Annotated in this window: 15 protein-coding genes; 2 read left to right on the forward strand and 13 right to left on the reverse strand. The window is 73.6% G+C overall.

Annotated elements, in window-relative coordinates; translation table 11 throughout:
- Window positions 1-11 precede the first annotated feature (11 nt).
- From K7G61_RS24270 to K7G61_RS24300, 7 genes are all read right to left on the reverse strand, one after another.
- Entirely contained in the window at window positions 12-389 is a 378-nt protein-coding gene (locus K7G61_RS24270; protein ID WP_225849077.1) for a nuclear transport factor 2 family protein, read from the reverse strand.
- Window positions 390-507: 118 nt separating this feature from the next.
- Entirely contained in the window at window positions 508-1,719 is a 1,212-nt protein-coding gene (locus tag K7G61_RS24275) for a P1 family peptidase (RefSeq protein ID WP_225849078.1), read from the reverse strand.
- A 204-nt stretch (window positions 1,720-1,923) separates the two neighbouring features.
- The gene (locus K7G61_RS24280; protein ID WP_225849079.1) at window positions 1,924-3,717 is read right to left on the reverse strand and encodes an FAD-dependent oxidoreductase; all 1,794 of its coding nucleotides are present in this window, start codon (window positions 3,715-3,717) and stop codon (window positions 1,924-1,926) included.
- A 184-nt stretch (window positions 3,718-3,901) separates the two neighbouring features.
- Window positions 3,902-4,717 (reverse strand): ABC transporter permease, encoded by an 816-nt coding sequence (locus K7G61_RS24285; protein WP_225849080.1) that lies wholly within the window; start codon window positions 4,715-4,717, stop codon window positions 3,902-3,904.
- Between the two features lie 145 nt (window positions 4,718-4,862).
- The gene (locus tag K7G61_RS24290; RefSeq protein ID WP_225849081.1) at window positions 4,863-5,750 is read right to left on the reverse strand and encodes an ABC transporter permease; all 888 of its coding nucleotides are present in this window, start codon (window positions 5,748-5,750) and stop codon (window positions 4,863-4,865) included.
- Window positions 5,729-6,940, reverse strand: coding sequence for an ABC transporter substrate-binding protein (locus K7G61_RS24295; RefSeq protein ID WP_225849082.1), 1,212 nt, complete (start codon window positions 6,938-6,940; stop codon window positions 5,729-5,731). Before K7G61_RS24295 ends, K7G61_RS24290 begins: the two co-directional genes overlap by 22 nt.
- A gap of 188 nt (window positions 6,941-7,128) precedes the next feature.
- Window positions 7,129-8,280, reverse strand: a complete 1,152-nt coding sequence (locus K7G61_RS24300) for an ABC transporter ATP-binding protein (RefSeq protein ID WP_225849083.1) — start codon at window positions 8,278-8,280, stop codon at window positions 7,129-7,131.
- A gap of 649 nt (window positions 8,281-8,929) precedes the next feature.
- Here K7G61_RS24300 and K7G61_RS24305 point away from each other — a divergent pair.
- Window positions 8,930-9,973 (forward strand): transposase domain-containing protein, encoded by a 1,044-nt coding sequence (locus K7G61_RS24305; RefSeq protein WP_225849084.1) that lies wholly within the window; start codon window positions 8,930-8,932, stop codon window positions 9,971-9,973.
- Between the two features lie 136 nt (window positions 9,974-10,109).
- Here K7G61_RS24305 and K7G61_RS24310 read toward each other — a convergent pair whose 3' ends face one another.
- The 3 genes from K7G61_RS24310 to K7G61_RS24320 form a co-directional block, all read right to left on the reverse strand.
- On the reverse strand, window positions 10,110-10,835 hold the full coding sequence (locus K7G61_RS24310) for an HAD-IA family hydrolase (RefSeq protein WP_225849085.1): 726 nt from the start codon (window positions 10,833-10,835) through the stop codon (window positions 10,110-10,112).
- Window position 10,836: 1 nt separating this feature from the next.
- The gene (locus K7G61_RS24315) at window positions 10,837-11,454 is read right to left on the reverse strand and encodes a TIGR03086 family metal-binding protein (protein WP_225849086.1); all 618 of its coding nucleotides are present in this window, start codon (window positions 11,452-11,454) and stop codon (window positions 10,837-10,839) included.
- Between the two features lie 207 nt (window positions 11,455-11,661).
- Entirely contained in the window at window positions 11,662-12,984 is a 1,323-nt protein-coding gene (locus K7G61_RS24320; protein ID WP_225849087.1) for an FAD-dependent monooxygenase, read from the reverse strand.
- A gap of 513 nt (window positions 12,985-13,497) precedes the next feature.
- Here K7G61_RS24320 and K7G61_RS24325 point away from each other — a divergent pair.
- On the forward strand, window positions 13,498-14,484 hold the full coding sequence (locus K7G61_RS24325) for an enoyl-CoA hydratase/isomerase family protein (protein WP_308190688.1): 987 nt from the start codon (window positions 13,498-13,500) through the stop codon (window positions 14,482-14,484).
- Window positions 14,485-14,574: 90 nt separating this feature from the next.
- Here the strand turns inward: K7G61_RS24325 and K7G61_RS24330 are convergent, their stop codons facing one another.
- The 3 genes from K7G61_RS24330 to K7G61_RS24340 all read right to left on the reverse strand — a co-directional run bounded on the left by K7G61_RS24330 (window position 14,575) and on the right by K7G61_RS24340 (window position 17,685).
- Window positions 14,575-15,354, reverse strand: coding sequence for an SDR family oxidoreductase (locus K7G61_RS24330; protein ID WP_225849088.1), 780 nt, complete (start codon window positions 15,352-15,354; stop codon window positions 14,575-14,577).
- 127 nt (window positions 15,355-15,481) lie between these two features.
- Complete coding sequence (locus K7G61_RS24335) at window positions 15,482-16,459, reverse strand: AfsA-related hotdog domain-containing protein (RefSeq protein ID WP_225849089.1); 978 nt, start codon at window positions 16,457-16,459, stop codon at window positions 15,482-15,484.
- A 215-nt stretch (window positions 16,460-16,674) separates the two neighbouring features.
- The gene (locus tag K7G61_RS24340; RefSeq protein WP_225849090.1) at window positions 16,675-17,685 is read right to left on the reverse strand and encodes a beta-ketoacyl-ACP synthase III; all 1,011 of its coding nucleotides are present in this window, start codon (window positions 17,683-17,685) and stop codon (window positions 16,675-16,677) included.
- Window positions 17,686-17,742 lie beyond the last annotated feature (57 nt).

Below are 17,742 nucleotides of genomic sequence, written 5' to 3' on the forward strand. Positions count from 1 at the left end.
AGAAGGACGGCTCAGGAGGCGAACGACTCGATCTCCCCCGCGAAGACGATGACCTGGTCGATGAGGCTCCGCCGCAGATGAACGACGTCCGTGCCCGCCAGGCGGGGGCCTCCACCCGGCGTGGTGAAGACCCACTGGTACCGGGCCCACTCGCCAGGCATGTCCACCGCTGAGCAGCGCACCATCGTACCGGTCCCCGCCGGGTGGCGCCGGATGTCCAGCACGAACCGCTCGACCGCCGCGATCCCTTCGCTGCGGCCCAACGGCCCCCAGAAGACCACGTCCGAGGTCAGGGCCTGGGAGAGCAGGGCAGTCACATAGCTGTCGTCCGAGGCGTTGAACGCGGAGATGAAGGTGTCGATCGCGGAACGTGCCGTCTCTTCCTGCATGTCCCAGTAATACCAGCCGTTGCGCGTGCGCTCGTCCCGCGAGCCGCCGGGTCCACCCGACGCGTCCGGCCACCGGGCGTCACCGGGACGCCCGGTCACCTCCCGCCCGGCCCGGGGATCATCCCAGGCCGTGCGGCGACCGCGTCCCGCCTCGGGGCGCGGTCCGCGACGGCTCCCGCCTCAGGTGCGCGCAGGCCGAGGGGAAGGTGTCGCAGTAGCTCTTGTACGTCCGCACCGACGTGGCCGCGAGCATGGCGTGGGCGACCGCCCGTGACAGGGTGTCGGCCGCCACCGCGTCGATCCGGGTCAGTTCCGCCAGATCGTCCCCGTTGTCGTTGGACAGTTGGCGGCCGGTGCCGGTGGCCACGGAGAAGACGGTGTCGCCGTCGGACAGGGTGTGCGAGGGAATCATGGCCCGGGCCAGCCCGTCCTGCGCCGACGAGGCCATCCTGGTCAGTGCGCCGTTCTGCATGGCCGCGCTGGTGGCGACGATCGCGATCGTGGTGTTGCGGGCCGCCCCGCGCGACCCCGCCCGCAGGCTCCGTGTGAACGCCTTGCACTGCGCGGGGGTCGGCGGGCGCAGCCCGGCGAACTCGCCGCCGATGCCGAGCGCGGCTCCCAGCAGTGTGCAGTCCTTCGGATCGACGGTGCTCCCGAGGGCGTTGACCACGACGACCGCGCCCACGACGGTCCCGTCGTCCAGCACAGAACTGGCCGTGCCCACGCCGCCCTTGAGGGTGCCGAGCGCGGTGAGCGCGCCCGTTCCGGCGCCGACGGTGCCCTGCCGCACCGGCCCGCCCTTGGCCTCCTGCATCGCCCGGTAGCCCCAGGAGGCCGTCGGGCGCGCCCGGTCGCTGCCGCCCCTCCCGATGTCCCAGATCACCGCTCCGGGCACGATGGGGACGGTGATGTCCTTGTGGTCCTCCAGCCAGTGCATCGCGCCGACGGCGACGTCCATGCCCCAATCGCTGCCGCCGGTCAGGACGATCGCGTCGACGCCCGGGTTGGCGCTGGTGGGGGCGAGCGTGTCGGTCGTCCAGGTGCCCGGCGATCCGCCGCGTACGCTGACGCCGGCGAGCGGCTGGTCGGGCGTGTAGAGGACGGTGGATCCGGTGAGGTACGGCGGGCGGGTGGACTGCACCTGGCCGACCAGGATGCCGGGGACGTCGGTGATGGCGTTGAGCGGGCCGGGTACGGGCCCGGGTGCCGCCGCCGTCCGCTGGGCCGGCCGCGGGGCCGGGGACGCCTCGGCGCCTGCGAGCAGGAGGGACGACGCGGCGGCCGCGCAGGCCAGCCCCACCGCCAGCGGACGGGTGCTCGGGAACACCATGCCGACCTCTTCTCACGTTCCTGGTGGTCCGCGCGCGCCGCGCCGGACACCGCCGCTCTGCCCGGCGGCGGCGATCGGAAGCTACCGGGACGGGGCGTCCGGCGGCCGGTGGCACGCCAGGCACTGGGCCGTTCGTGGTCCGGTGTCCGCCCGGGCGCCGCAGCCCGCGCGGGACGGGCGGCGCCGTGGACGAGGTTTCCCCGGTCAGCCCAGGTCGAAGGTGTTGGGCAGGCCGAGCCGGTAGCGGACGTCGTCGACCCGCTGCAGGGCGGTCAGTTCCGGGGCGCGGAACAGCGTCCACACCCGGCAGCGCGGCTCGGGCGAGCCGTCCGCGTCGAGCAGGGCGTTGACCGCGCGCCGGGCGGACTCGTTGGCGCCCTCCATGGTGGCCAGGTCGACGTCGGTGCGCACGTAGTCGCCGGCGAGGAAGAAGTTGGGCACGCGGGTGGCCGCCGACGGGCGGTGGTAGAGGGTGCCGGCCGGGTGGATCAGCAACTGCTCGCGGTTGGCCGGGGCGGAGCCGCCCAGGCCCGTGACGGCCGGGTCCATGAACCAGGTGTGCAGGTCGCCGTCGGAGAGCACCTCCTCACCCGTGTCGTTGAGCGCCGCCTTGAGCTGCGCCCAGGTCTCGGCGACCACCTGCTCGCGGGTGCACTGCTTGGCGGTCCTGCCGTAGAGGATGCCCGGCTGGTTCCACTCCGATACGCACACCGACAGGCAGTCCACCGCCCGCCCGTCGCCGTAGTCGGCCGGGAAGTCGCGGTGGTCCCAGAACTGGGCCTGGTCGATCGTGGTGAGCGACCACGGCGAGTCCGGGTAGATCGCGTGGCCGTGCGCGATACGCGGGCGGCGGCGCAGGTAGAACTGCACGCCCACCATCCAGTCGGTGTTCAGGGCGTCGCAGGCGGCCAGTTGCGGGTCGGCGGCGCGCAGCGCCGGGCCCCAGGTGGGGCGGGCGTGCTCGACCGGCAGCGCCGAGAGGTAGTGGTCGGCGGTGACGGTCCGCTCGGCGCCGCTCCCGTCGGACGCGGCCACCCGCACGCCGGTGATCCGGCCGCCCTCGTACACCACCTGCCTGACCTCGGTGCCGAGTTCGAAGCGCACGCCGAGCGCGCGCAGGTGCTGTTCCCAGGGGTCGATCCACGCCTCGCTGGTGGGGGCGTTGAGCACCCGGTCCAGGTCGCCGTCGGTGCCGCGGCCGAGGATGCCGTTCAGCAGCCACGCCTCGATGATCGTCCGGGCGACGGTGCGGGTGCTGGCCTGTTCCGCCTTCGTCGCCACCAGGTCCCGCGTCAGCCCGACGCCGAGCAGCCGCTGATAGTCGTACGACATCCGGCCCGCCTTGATGAAGTCCCACCAGGGGACCTTCTCCCACTGCTCGTCGCGCCGCCGGTCGCAGCTGGTGAGGTGGACCAGTACCCGGTCGGCGAAGTACGCGACCTCGTCCGCGGGCAGGTGCAGGGCGGTGTCGAGGCCGCCGGCGATCAGCTTGCGCAGCGCCTCGACACTGAGGTCGCCCGCGGCGGGCGGGCTGGTGAGGGCGTGGAAGGGCAGGGTGACGTCGGGGCGGCCGCCGGAGCGGGCGAGCCGGGTCTCGGTGCCGCTGCGGAGGTTGCCGTGGACGCCGTCCGGATTGCCTGGGAAGGGGATGCGGCGCAGCGTGTCGGGCAGGTTGCGGTAGAACCCGGGGAAGAAGCGGAAGCCGTGCTCGCCGGGCAGGGGCGCCCGGCCGCCGGCCGCGGAGCCGGGCACGTCCATGCTGCGGGCCTTGCCGCCGAGCCGCCCGTAGTACTCGTAGACGGTCACCGCGTAGCCGCGTTCGGCCAGTTCGTGGGCCGCGCTCAACCCGGAGACACCGCCGCCGAGCACGGCGACCGAGCGCCGCGTGTCCGCCGCCGCCACCGCGGCCGGGGCCACGGCGCCCAGCGCGAGCGCGCCGCCGATCCCCCCGGCGGCCGACAGCACCTCGCGCCGTGTCCGTTCCCGTCCCGGTCCCATGGCTCCGCCCTTCCCGTCCGCCGTCCGTGCGTCGGACGGCCCGCCACCTGGTGCGGAGCGTCATGCTAGGGACGGGCAGAACGGCCGGGAAGCGTCCGGCCCGCGGCGCACAGCACCCTCACACCACGTTCGAGGACGAGCGAGCGATACGCGCCGGCAGGGGGCGTTCGGGGTGCGGACGCGCTCAGATCCTGCCGCCCGCGGCGGTGTCGCCCGACAGCCGCTGGGCCGCGTACACCGGGACCACCGAGAGCAGGACCAGGACCGCGGCGACCACGTTGACCACCGGGGCCTGCCGCGGGCGGGCCAGGTTGCCGAAGATCCACACCGGCAGGGTCTGCACGCCGGCGCCCGCGGTGAAGGTGGTGACCACGATCTCGTCGAAGGACAGGGCGAAGGCCAGCAGGCCGCCGGCCAGCACAGAGGATCTGACGAGCGGCCAGGTCACGTCGCGGAAGGTCCGGAAGGGGCCGGCGCCCAGGTCCCGCGCAGCCTCCTCGTAGGAACCCGACACCCGGCGCAGCCGCGCCACCACGTTGTTGAACACGACGACCACGCAGAAGGTGGCGTGCCCGATGATCACGGTCAGCAGCCCGAAGCCCAGGCCGAGCGGCGGCAGCACGTACCGGAAGGCGCTGTTGAGGGCGATGCCGGTGACCACGCCGGGCAGCGCGATGGGCAGCACCACGAGGAAGGACAGGGTCTGCCGCCCGAAGAAGGCGTACCGCTGCACGGCGAAGGCGACGAGCGTGCCGAGGACCAGGGCGACGGCGGTGGCGCCGAGACCGGCCCGGACCGACACCCACAGCGCCGAGCGGGCCCCGGCGCTGTGCCAGGCGTCGGCCCACCACCGCCCGGTGACACCGCTGGGCGGCCAGCCGAAGGAGCGGTCGGGGTTCACCGAATCGACCAGTACCAGCAGCAGCGGCAGGTAGATCACGGCGAAGCCGAGCATCGCCGCCGTGCCCAGCAGGATCCGTGCGGTGCGGGAGAGTCGCATCGGCGTGGGTCGCCTCGCCTTCGGGGGAAAGGGCGCCGTCTTCGAGGGGGCGGCGGGCCGGGGGCGTCGGATGAGCGAAAGGGTCGGGGTGGGAGGGACAGGGGGCGGGAGGGACAGGGGGCGGGCGCGCGGGGATCGCCTCGGCTCACAGCGAGTCGAGCGCGCCCGTCCGGCGTACCGCGAGCAGGTAGAGCACCACCGCCGCCACCGGCAGGGTGCCCAGGGCCGCGGCCAGCGGCAGGTCGAGGGTGATGTCGGAGTAGACGACGTTGCCGATGAGCTGGGTCCTGCCGCCGACGATCTGGACCGCGATGTAGTCGCCGAGGCTGAGCGAGAAGGTGAACACCGATCCGGCGGCCACCGACGGCAGGACCATCGGCAGCACCACCGAGCGGAAGGTGCGCCAGGTGCCCGCGCCGAGGTCGGCGGCGGCCTCCAGGACGTCGTCGGGCAGGTTGGCCAGCCCCGCGTGGATCGGCAGGATCATGTACGGCAGCCACAGGTACGCCAGTACGGTGATCACCGCGGGCAGGCCGTACCCGGGTCCGTTCAGCCCGAACGGTTTCAGGGCCCAGTCCAGCGGCCCGTCCGCGGACAGGACGGTCCGCCAGGCGTACGCCTTGACCAGATAGCTCGCCCACAGCGGGGTGAGCACGGCGACCACCAGCAGGTGGCGGTGGCGCGGGGCGGCCACCCGGGCCGTCCAGAAGGCGATCGGGAAGGCCACGACCACGTCCACGGCGGTCACGGCCAGGGCGGTGCCGAGGCTGCGCAGGGCCACGTGCCAGTAGACGGAGGTGGTCAGCACCTCGCGGAAGTTGGCGGTGGTCCAGGTCCGCACGACGTCCGAGGTGAAGGGGTCGGTGGTCCAGAAGGCGGACAGGAACAGTGCCGCCAGCGCGCCGAGGTACGCCACGACCAGCCAGGCCAGCGGGGCCGACAGCAGCAGGGCCAGGCGCAGCCGGGGCCGCCGGTGCAGTGCGCGTACCAGGGCCCGCGCGGGCCGCGGGCTCAGCCCTTGACGGACGTCCACGCCTGCGCCCACTTCGCGTACGGAACGCAGGTGACGTCCTTGCGCCCGTCGACACACTGCGGGATGGGTGTGGTCCAGAACCACACCCGCTTGTAGTACGCGCTGTCCCCGGCGTGGTAGTCGGTGCAGAACGTCCGGCTCACCGTGTGCTCGCAGGCCAGCCGGTTCGCCGGGGCCTCCCCGAAGTACTCGGCGACCTGGGCGTTGACCCGCGGCGAGACGATCCAGTCGAACCAGGCGTAGGCGCAGTTGGGGTGCGCGGCCTTCGCCGAGAGCATCCAGGTGTCCGACCAGCCGGTGGCGCCCTCGCTCGGCAGCACCGCCCTGACCGGGACCTTCTCCGACCGCGCGGTGTTGGCGATCACCTGCCAGGTGGTGCCGAGCACCGAGTCGCCGCTCTTGAAGGCCGAGACCTCCTTGAGGTAGTCGCTCCAGTACTCGCCGATGTTGGTGTTCTGCTGCCGCAGCAGCGCCACGGCCGCGTCGAACTGCTTCTGGTCCAGCGCGTAGGGGTTCTTGATGCCGAGTTCCGGCCGGGTCCGCATGAGGTACAGGGCCGCGTCGGCGATGTAGATCGGCGAGTCGTACGCGGTGATGTGTCCCTTGTACGGCGAGTCCTTCGCGAAGACCGCGCCCCAGGAGGTGGGCGCCGGGGAGACCTTGTCGGTGCGGTACATCAGCAGGTTGGCGCCGTAGCCGTGCGGGATGCCGTACGCGACCGACCCCACCGAGTTCCACGCCTGGAGTTTCAGGCCGCCGAAGACGTCCTTGTAGTTCGGCACCAGGGCGGTGTTGACCGGGGCCGCGTCGCCGGAGGCGATCAGCCGCAACGAGGCGTCGCCGGACGCGGACACGGCGTCGTACTGCCCGGTCTTCATCAGGCTGACCATGTCGTCGGAGGTGCCGGCCACCTTGACGTGGACGGTGCAGCCGGTCTGCCGTTCGAAGGGGTGCACCCAGTCGGCCTTCGGGTCGTCGGAGCCGTCCTCGACGTATCCCGCCCACGCGATGAGGTTCACCGCGCCCTCCCTCGGGCCGAGGGTCTGCTGGGCGGTCAGCTTCGGCGGGTGCAGCCTGCCGTCGGGCCCGACCGATCCGGACCGGCCGGAGGAGCCGCCGCAGGCGGCGGCGAGGGCGAGGACGGCGGTGAGGGCGGCGGCGGGGGCCGCGAGGCGCCTGGTCACACGCACGGTGTCTCCTTGTCTCTCGGGGGCTGGGGTGGGGGGCCGGGGTTGGGGGGCCGGCTTGAGGGCTGGGGGCTGAGGCTGTGGACCGGGGAACTGGCTGGGGGCTGGGGGCTGGGGACCGGGGAACTGGCTTGGGGGCTGGGGGCTGTCGCCGGGCGCGGCTGTCCGTCGGGGGCCGGTTCGGGCCGCGTTCAGGGGGCCGGTACGGTCGCGGGCGCGCCGGGGCCGGAGTCCGGGTCGTGATCCGGGCCGGCGGCGGGTTCCGGCCGCCGTGCGGGGTCCGCGGGCAGGGGGACGGCGTGGGCCGCGGGCCAGCTCAGCGTCACCCGGGCGCCGGTGGCGGCCTCCGCGGCGGGTTCCCCGGCGTGCCGCAGCACGGTCAGCCGCCCGCCGGTGTCGAGGTCGACCAGGACCCGGACCGCGTGCCCGAGGTACACCGCGTCGGCCACGACGCCGCTCACCCGGTGCCGCGCCGCGCCCTCCCGGCCGGCGCCGCCGTACGGCGCCCCGCCGCCCGCCGGGTCCTCGGACGCCGCGGACAGCGTGATCCGCTCCGGGCGGACGCTGTACGGTCCCGGGCCTCCGGTGACGCGGCGGGCCGGTTCGCCGCCGAGCAGGTTGGACCCGCCGACGAAGCCCGCGACGAAGGCGGTGGCGGGCCGCTCGTACACCTCGGCCGGCGTGCCGACCTGTTCGATCCGGCCGGCGTGGAACACCGCGACCCGGTCGCTCATGCTGAGCGCCTCGCCCTGGTCGTGGGTGACGAAGACGAAGGTGATGCCCACCTCGCGCTGCAGTTCCTTGAGCTCGGCCTGCATCCGGCCGCGCAACTGCGGGTCGAGGGCGGCCAGCGGCTCGTCCAGCAGCAGCACGGCCGGGCGGTCGATCAGGGCCCGGGCCAGCGCCACCCGCTGGCGCTGGCCGCCGGACAGCCGCGCGGGGCGGCGCCGGCCGTGCCCTTCGAGCCGCACCGATGCCAGCGCGGCCCGTACCCGCTCGGCCCGCTCGGCGCGGGGCACTCCCCGCACCTTCAGCGCGTAGCCGACGTTCTGCTCGACCGTCATGTGCGGGAAGAGGGCGTAGTCCTGGAAGACGGTGTGCACGTCCCGCTCGTACGGGGCCAGGCCCGTGACGTCCTGGCCGGCCAGTTCGACGCTGCCTTCGGTGGGCTCCTCGAACCCCGCGATCAGCCGGAGGGTCGTGGTCTTGCCGGACCCGGAGGGGCCGAGCAGCGAGAAGAACTCACCGTGGCGCACGTCGAGGTCGATCCCGGCCACGGCGTCGGTCCCGCCGTAGGACTTGCGCAGGCCGCGCAGGCGAATGGCTGCTCCGGTACGGGCCACGTCGGACCTCCGCCTCCAGCGCCGCCTCCTGCGGCACTTGAGCAACTTTGCCCGCACGAGGGCCCTCGTATGCGGGAAATCCGCCACCGTACCCGTGCGGTCCCTCCCCCGGCCCCGTCGCGCCGCGCCTCGGCCGGCACGATCGCGGCTGAACACAACAACAAATGGACCGATTCCCTCCGCTCCAACGGATTTGACGCGGCGTTGACGCCTGGCCGGAATTCGCCCTCGTCCGGCGGTGCCGGAAACCATGAATAGGCCGTTCCGCCCGCCGTATTCACCCCATTCACGGTATTCACGGTATTCATCGCGCTCATCGCACTCATCGCACTCATCGCACTCATCGCGCGGCGGAAGGCGGCTCGGCCGGTCGTCGTCAATACACAACGCGGGCGGAGGTGCCCGCACACACACGTCCGTCAACTCATCGGGGCACCGCGGTAATTAGTAGTTTCAGCACCACCTAACAGTCTCGACCGCTCCCCCCGCATTGCCGCAGACTCTTATCAGGACGGCTATGGCAGATGCGGGGTCGACCGCGGCGGATCGCGGAAACCACCGAGCGGGCCCGGGCGGCCGCTCGGGTCGGACGCCTGCCGTCGAGTGCGCCAACCACGGGGGTTAGCGGATGCGAGTGTCCGAACAGAGGTTGTCCGATCGACTCGCGGTCCAGGTGGTGATCGGAGCCTATCCACCGGAACTGGTCGAGCGGGCCATTACGAGCACGGGGCGGGCGGGGGCGAGGAACCGCCTGCTGCCACCGAGGGTCGTGGTCTATTTCGTCCTGGCCATGAGCCTGTTCGCCGATGAGGGGTACGAGGAGGTGGCCCGGCGGCTCGCGCAGGGGCTCTCCTTGTCGGGGTACCCGGCCAGCGAGCGGCTGGCGGACCCGCCGTCCACGGCGGCGGTGTCCAGAGCGCGGGTCCGGCTGGGCGCCGCACCGCTGAAGTCGCTGTTCGCGCAAACCGCGGCGGCCCGCGACGGGGCCGGTGAGGACCGGCCGGGCTCGCGGTACCGGGGCTGGCGGCTGCGGGTCATGGACGGGTACCAGGCCGTCGTACCGCACAGCCCGCAGAACGCGGCGACGTACGGCAGGGCCGCGGGCGGGCCGCACCGGCCCGCGCCGCCCAGCGCGCGGGTCTCCGTCCTGGTGGAGAACGGCGGCTCCGAGCTGCTGGCGGCGGACGTGTCGGCCGGGGGCGGCTGCCCGTCGGTGCCCGTCAAGACGCTGGCGCGGCAGCTCGGGCCGGGTGATCTGGTGCTCGCCGAGGGCGATTACGCGCGCCCGGCGGTGCGCCGGACGCTGGCCGAGGCCGGGGCGGACCTGCTGTGGAAGGTGCCGGTGTCCGCGGCGCAGCCCGGCGGTGAGTTACTGGCCGACGGCTCCCGCCTGTGCGCCCTGCGCGATGCCGGCGGGTCGTCGGCCGGCGGGGTCGTGCGGCTGCTGGGCACCGTCCGGCCTGGCGGACGCGGGCTGCTGGCGACCACCGTCCTGGATCCGGCCGCGGCACCCGCCCACGACCTGCGCGACCTGTACGAGCGGCGGTGGAGCTTCCAGCAGTGCGAGGTCTTCGGCGACCGGCAGAAGCTGCCGCTCAGGTCGCGCTCCCCGGAGATGGTCGAGCAGGAGATCTGGGGGCACCTGCTGGTGTACTCGGCCATCAGACGCCTCGCCAACTCCGGGCTCGCCTGAATCCCGCCGCCGGACGGGCGGGGCGGGTGGGCCGGGGGCCGGGCCGGTGACCGGGGGCCGGCGGCCGGAAGGCCGGTGACCGGGGGGCCGGTGGTGGGGCGGGGGTCGCGCCGCCCCACCACCGGCGGGCCCGGGTTCAGCCGGTCGCGGGATCGCCGAGGCAGGCTGCCGCCATGCCGGGGAGGTCCAAGGCGGCGCCGAGGTCGGTGAGGCACTGGCGCGTGGTCCCGAAGCCCACCGCGCGCCAGCCGGCCGCCGTGGCGGCCGCGCAGTTCTCCGCCAGGTCGTCCACCAGGACGCATTCGGCGGCCGCGGCCCCCGCCGCCGCCTCGGCGATCCGCAGGATCCGCGGGTCCGGCTTGCGGACGCCGATCTCGCTCGAATCCACGATCCGGTCGAATTCCCCGGCCGGCTCGATCATCCGCCGCCAATAGGGCTGCCATTCGCGCACGTTGTTGGACAGCACGCCGACCCGGTGACCGGCGTCGCGTACGTACCGGACCGCGCGGAGCATGGGTGCGTTGGCGTGCGTGCCCTCGAACCACTGCCGGCCGAACTCCTCCGGCCGGGCCCTGGACAGGTCCACCCCGGCGCCGGTCAGCGCCGCGCCCAGCAGGCGGCCCCAGTCGGGCTCGCTGATCGCGCACAGTTCCAGGGCGGCGAGGGCCGGCCGCCCCAGTTCCTCGCTGACTTCGCCCAACGCGACCGCGAGTTGCTCCGCGGTGATGCCGGTCTTGCGGTGGTAGGCGGTGAACAGGTCCTTCGGCGACGGGCCGAGCACTCCGCCGAAGTCGAACCAGATCATCCGCACGTCCATGGTCGTCTCCTGAGGTCCCGCGGTCGCCAGGGGTGAGCCGGTCATGTCATGGTGTCCAGGACGGGTCGCGTCCGCTCAGCCCGATGACCCGGTCCAGCAGCGGCGCGTCGGCCGGTACCGCGACCGGCGGGTCGAAGGTGCCGCCGGGCTGCCGGTCGGCGGCGGTCTCGGCGAGTATCGCCAGGGACAGTTCCAGGTCCGCGGTGCCCGGCCGGTACGGCCGGCCGGTGGCGACCGCCAGGTCCCAGCCGTGGACGACGAGTTCGGTGAGGGCGATGGAGCCGGCCCGCGCGGCCGGGAAGGTGAAGCCCGCGCCCTGGGTCATGCCCTCCCAGGCCGCCGGTTCCCGCCAGACGGCGGTGAGATCCCGCAGCAGGCCGGTCAGCGCGGTCCGCCAGTCCCCGATCCCGTCGAGGTCCGCCACGATGTGCGTCGGTTCCGGGAAGGGCGGTACGGGGGGAACCTTGCGTCCGGCGTCGCACAGCCCCGCGGTCACCGCGATGACGTGCCCGATCACCTCGCGCACCTGGTACTTCGCGCAGGGCGTCGGCAAGGCGAGGTGCTCGTCGGTGATACCGCCCACCAGTTCGCCGACCCTTTCGGCGGCCGGGCCGAGGTCGAGCACGACCGGGGCGCCGGCGCCCGTGGGAACCGTCTTCGTCATGGTTCGCCTTTCTCTCGTCGCGTGCGGAAAAGGAACGTGCTGCCAAGAGGGCGGCCCCCGGGAAGGGGCCGGGCCCCGGAAAGCGCGGCCTCGAACGAGCCGGCCGGTTGAAGCAGCCGACCCGTGAAAGGAACCGATTGGCCGAAGCAACCGATCGATCGAAGGAGCGGCCGATCGAGGGAACGGGTCGATCGACGCGGCGGACCCTCAGCGGCCGGCCAGGGCACGTGCCACGACGCCCGGCCGGAACAGGGCCGACGGCGGATCCACCAGGCCGGTCACCCGCAGGAAGGCGCGGGCCAGCACGGGGTCCTTGGCCGCGGCCCGCTGCAGCCGCGGGACGTACGTGTTGCCCAGGCGCACGGCCAGCGAGCGGTGGCCCTCGGCGTGCGGGAAACCCAGGTCCGCGCCGACCGCGAGCCCCCAGGGCGCGTCGACCGCCCGGCTCAGCTCGCGCAGGAAGACGGCGGGGCGCACGCCCGCGTACCGCTCGATGTGCCGCCGCAGCAGCTCGGCCGCGAGCGCGGCCACCGTCATGCCCTGCCCGTACATCGGGTTGAAGGTGCTGAACGCGTCGCCGACCACGACGAGCCCGTCGGGGAAATCTTTCATCCGCTCGTACCGGTGGCGGACGTTGGCCGTGTAGTGGAAGACGTGCGGCGGGCCCAGGGGTTCGGCCGCGGCCACCGCGCGGTGGATCTCGGGTACGGGCACGGTCGCGGCGAAGGCGAGGAACCCCTCGCGGTCGCGCGGCGGGTGGTCGCCGCGGATGCCGGTCAGGGCCAGCGCGTAGCGGCCGGGCAGCCGGCCGAGGACAGCGCCGCGCGGGTGTCCGGGGGTGGCCACCGGGACCATTCCTATGCCGTCGCCGATCGGGTCGAAGTCGGGCAGGCTGTGGAACTCCTGGGTGACATAGCCCAGCCCGACCCTGACGACCTCCTCGTCGACGGCCGCGCGCCCCAGCTCGGTCAGCCAGCGGGCCAGCTGGGAGCCGCGTCCGGCGGCGTCGACGACGAGGTCGCCCTCCAGCCGGGCGGAGCCGCCGTCCCGCCCGTCCCGCGCGGCCACCCGCACACCGGTGACCCGGGTCCGGCCCGGGTCGGTGAGCAGGTCGGTGACGTCGGTGGCGTCCATCACGGCGACGTTCGGCAGGCCGGTCACCCGGCGGCGGATGCGCTGTTCGAGCAGTGGCCGGCCGGCCGCCACGCAGGTCATGCTGGTACGCGTCCTGCTCATCATCCGGCCGTCGAAGTACCAGCTCACACTGGTGCCGAAATCGCCGACCGGCGCTCCCGCCGCGACGAGTTCGTCCCTCAGTCCCGGCAGCAGCCGTTCCAGGATCTGCTGGCCGCGGGCGAGCAGCGCGTGGACGTGGTGCCCCTGGGGCACCGCTTTGCGCGGCGCGACGTCGTCGGTGAGCGGATCCCGCTCGACGACCGTGACGTTCGAGTAGAAATCCGACAGCACACGGGCTGCCAGCAGGCCGGCGATACTGCCGCCGACCACTATCGCGTGTTCTCCAGCGCTCACGTGCGCGCTCCCCCTCGGCCATCGGTATCCGTGACACGGCAGAGCTGCCCGCAAAGCGAAAATCCCCGGACGTGATTGTGCCACGCCGCTTACCGGACGGGAAGGCGATTCAATTCCGGGGTCCCGCCGGCGCTGGTGACTTTAACCGGTGACTTCAACCGGGCCCGCGGGTGGGCACCTGCCGCCTGCGGGCGGCGCGGGGGAGGTCATTCACGTCGTGGCGCACATTTCGCCCACCGCAGGCCCTGGACCGCGTTCTTAACTCACCGGTTTCCCGGCCGGCCGGGCCGCGCCTAGCATCGGGGGAGCCGCCCTGAGAATCCCCCCGGTGAATCCTTGAGGCCCTCCCCCGTATTCGCGGAAAAGGACACGGCCGCGCATTCGGGACGTCGCGGGAAGGACGTCCGCGGCGGAGCACCGCAGGCCACCCATGTCATTTCCCATGACCACTCGACCGTCCCGGCCGTCACGGTGGACGGGACGGGGTCGACGACCATCGCGGAGCGTGATGCCATGCCACAGCCGTCGCGGGACCCCGGAGCCGACCGGCGGCTCACCACGGAACAGCAGGGGCCGGTACTCGTCGTGCGGTTCGGCAACGAGCCGGGAAACTTCATCACCGACTCCGTCGTCGCCGAACTGTGCCGGGTGGTCGCCGCCGCGGAGCGGGACCCCTCGGTCCGCGCCGTCGTACTGTGCAGCACCGTTCCCGGCATGTTCATCGGCCACTACGACTCCGACGAGCTCCTGGCCGGCTCCCGGCGGGGCGGTGTGCCGCTGAACCGGCACGTGGTCGGTCCGGTGCTGCGGCTGGTCGCCGGCCTCGGCCGCGTTCCCGGCGCGGGCCCGCTGCTGGACCGCGGCCCCACCGGCGGCCTGCGGGCGCTGCTGCGGTTCAAGGAGGCGGTGCAGCGGATGCGCCGCAGCGACATGGTGTTCGTGGCCGCCATCGGCGGGTACGCGCTCGGCGCCGGTTTCGAGCTGGCGCTCGCCTGCGATGTGCGGATCATCGGGGACGGCTCGTACGGCATCGGTCTGCCGGAGATCACCTTCGGTCTGGTCCCCACCGGTGGCGGCACCCAGATGCTGGCCCGGCTGGTGGGCTCGGGGACGACCATCGACGCCCTGCTGGCCGGCCGCCTGTTCACCCCGGAGGAAGCGCACCTGGCGGGCATCGTGCAGCGCCGGGTCAAGCAGGAGGACCTGCTCGGCGAGGCGGTCGAGGTGGCGGCCCGGCTGAGCCGGCGCGGGCCCGGGACCGTCGCGGCCACCAAACGCGCGGTGTACGACGCCGGTTCGGCCCGGCTGTGGCGCGGCATGGCCCTGGAGCGGGGCGAGTTCATGGCGCTGGCCACCCGCAAGCCGGCCCAGGCCACGGTGCGGCGGTACGCCCTGTTCCTGCGGGACAGCCTGCGTGGCGGCCAGGCGCCGACGGACTTCTACCGGGAGAACCTGCCGGACTGGGAGGACAACGCGCCGGCCGGCCCGTCGGACACGTGAGGCATCCCGGCCGCTGGAGCGGTGCGGGGTGAACGGCGGGGCCGGGAGGGGATCTGCCCTTCCCGGCCCCGCCGTTCGTCCGCGGACGGCTCAGACGCTCTTGATCACACCGCCGTCGGCGAGGAAGTCCGCCCCGGTGAGGTTCCCGGACCGCGGCGAGGCCAGGAAGGCGACCAGCGCGGCCGTCTCCTCGGGCTCGGTGAGCCGGCCGGTGGTGATGCCCATCCGCTGCGGCACCGCGGCCAGGAACCGGTCGAGGTCCACGCCGGCGGCGCGGGCCAGCTGTCCCGCGTAGCCGTCGGGCTCGGACCAGTGCCGGGTCCGGGTCGGACCGGGCGTCACGGTCAGCGCGCGCAGGCCCCGGCCGCCGAACTCCTCGGCGAGCGCCTTGGTGAGGTTGGTCAGCGCGGCCTTGGCGGTCCCGTAGTCCACCGGCGGGAAGGCGGCGCGGGCGCCGACCGAGGAGATGTTGATCACGATGCCGCGCTTGGTGAGCAGCCCCGGCAGCAGCGCGCGGGTGATGCGGACGGTGCTGAACAGGTTGAGTTCGTACGTCCGGCGCCAGCCCTCGTCCTCGATGTCGAGGAAGCCGGCCCCGAGCGTACGCGAGGTGTCCCCGCCGCCCAGGTTGTTGACCAGGATGTCGGCGTCCCCGGCCGTCGCGGCGAGCAGCGCGGCGCTCCGCGGCACGGTCAGGTCCGCCCGCACGACGGTGACCGTCTCGCCCAGCGCCTCCAGTTCCTTGCTCACGGTACGCGAGGCGGTGACGACACGCGCCCCCTCGTCGGCGAGGGCGCGCACGATGGCCAGGCCGATGCCTTTGCTGCCGCCGGTCACGACCGCCGTCTTGCCGGTCAGTTGCAGATCCACCAGGACTCCTTCTCGTGTGCCGGGTCTCGCGGCCCGGGATGCGCCGAGGACTCCCCCGGGGGCCTCGGCGACTCGACGTATGGGCTTGGCTCGGCGTGCTTCGACGCCTCTCTCACCGGGGGCTTGCTCACGGGTACGGGGTGAGGTCGATGCGGCCCTCGGCGATCTCGGAGCCGAACTGGTGCAGCCCCACCCGGACATGGGCGCGGCCGTCGGTGGCGGACTCGCATCGCGCCGAGTACTCCAGCGGGGCCTCGAACTCCCCGAAGTCGGTGAAGGTGGTGCTCAGTCCGGTCAGCGCGGCCACCGGGGAGGTGAGGTCCCCGGAGCGGTTCGCCGCGAGCAGGGCGGTCTGCCGGAATCCCTCGACGATGAAGGGGCCCGGCACGTGGTCGTAGTCGTGGTCGAAGTACGAGGGGTGGGTGCGGTCGACGACCAGCGGGTAGCGCGGCGGGTCCGCCGGGCGGGACGTCGCGGCCGGCTCGCCGACCACGACGTTGCGCCGGTCGGCCCGGCCGACCAGCTCCGGTGCCACCGGCCGGGCCGGCTGCCACGGCTCGACGCCGCCGCGCAGCTTGCGCGAGCGCTGGAAGGCGCGCAGCGCCGTGTAGTCGGCGCGGGACATGAACACCACGTCGCCCTCGACCGTCATGGCCGGGCGGCCGTCGATCACGATGTCACCGTGGATGGTCATGCCGCCCAGCTCGCCGCCCTGGAACCGCCGGTCGGACAGGCGGTACGTCAGCAGGCCCTGCAGCGGGGAGTGCCGGTTGTCGCGGAACGGCTCCAGGTCCGGCACCTGGAAGGCGAACCGCCGCAGCGTGAACGGCAGTTCCAGGGGGATGCCGAGGTGCCGGTGGACGACCACGAAGGACCCCTGCCGGGCGGCCTCGGCCACCGAGAAGGGGTCGTGGAAGGGGACCTGCCGGTCGCCCCACAGGGCGTGCGCCCGCGGGATCTGCCAGGCCAGCAGGAACTCGTCGTCGGATACGGATGCGGAGTCGGTGACGAAGACCTCGCCCACGGCACGGCGGTGGGCGAGGGTCCGCGGCACGGTCCGGTCGAAGGTGAGGAGCGCCTGCCGGGCGGCTGCGTTGGCGGGCATGGGAACCCCTGCTTTCTCGGTCGGTCAACGGTCTGACGGTCGGCGGCCTGATGGTCGGCGTACGGGCGGTGGGCGGTCAGCGGGCGGACGGAGGGTGGGCGGAAGGGCGGTCGGGGCGCGACCCGGCCGTCACCACCGCGCCGAACCGCTCCGCCGCGGCCACCCCTTGAGTCGACGGGTCCATGAGTCGGCGAGTCGGCGAACGCGGTCCGCGCTCAGGGCAGCCGGACCACTTGCGCGGCGTAGGCCAGGCCCGCGCCGAACCCGATGAGCAGGGCGAGGCCGCCGCTGGGCGCGAGGCCCTCGGTCCGCAGCCGGTCCAGGGCCAGCGGGATCGAGGCGCCGGAGGTGTTGCCGGCCTCGGCGACGTCCCTGGCCACCACCGCGTCGTCCCGCAGCCCCAGGTTCCTGGCCAGGTTGTCCACGATCCGCTGGTTGGCCTGGTGCGGGACGAAGACGTCGATGTCGGTGATCGCCACTCCCGCCTGCTTGACCGCCAGCAGGGCCACGTCCGCCATCCGCGAGACCGCCCACCGGTAGACCGACGGGCCTTCCATCACCAGGGACGGCGAGGGGCCCGACAGCTCCTGGCCGGCCGCGGGCCAGTACTCGTTCATCCGGATCAGGTCGCGCCGGCGGCCGTCGGAGCCCCAGACCACCGGCCCGATGCCCGGCTCCTCGCAGGGCCCGATCACGGCCGCGCCGGCACCGTCGCCGAACATGAAGGCCGTGCTCCGGTCGGTCGGGTCCAGCAGGTCCGACATCCGCTCGGCGCCGATCACCAGGACGTGGTCGGCGCTGCCGCCGCGGATCATGTCGCCGGCGATGGCCGTGGCGTAGCAGAAACCCGAGCAGGCCGCGCCGAGGTCCACCGCGGCCGGGCTGCGGGTGCCGAGCCGGGCGGCGACCTCCGCGGCCAGTGACGGGGTGGCCATCCGGTGGGTGATGGTGGCGACCAGGACGGCGTCGACCTGCTCGGCGTGCAGGCCGGCGTCGGCCAGCGCGGCGCGCCCGGCCTGCTCGGCCATCATGCCGAGCGTCTCGGTGCCGGAGGCGAACCGGCGGGTGCGGATGCCCGACCGGGTGACGATCCACTCGTCGGTCGAACCGATGGGTCCCGCGACCTCCTCGTTGGTGACGACGCGGGCGGGCCGGAAGGATCCGGTGCCCAGTACCCGGCTGTTGCGTGTCCCCGGCGGTGCGGTGAGCGCTGTAGAGGTGGCCATGGCGTCCTCCCTGTCTGCGTCGGCCCCGCCGGCGTCCGGCGCGGCGGGTCGTGCCCT

This window comes from Streptomyces sp. HPF1205, assembly GCF_020400825.1.
Classification (GTDB): domain Bacteria; phylum Actinomycetota; class Actinomycetes; order Streptomycetales; family Streptomycetaceae; genus Actinacidiphila.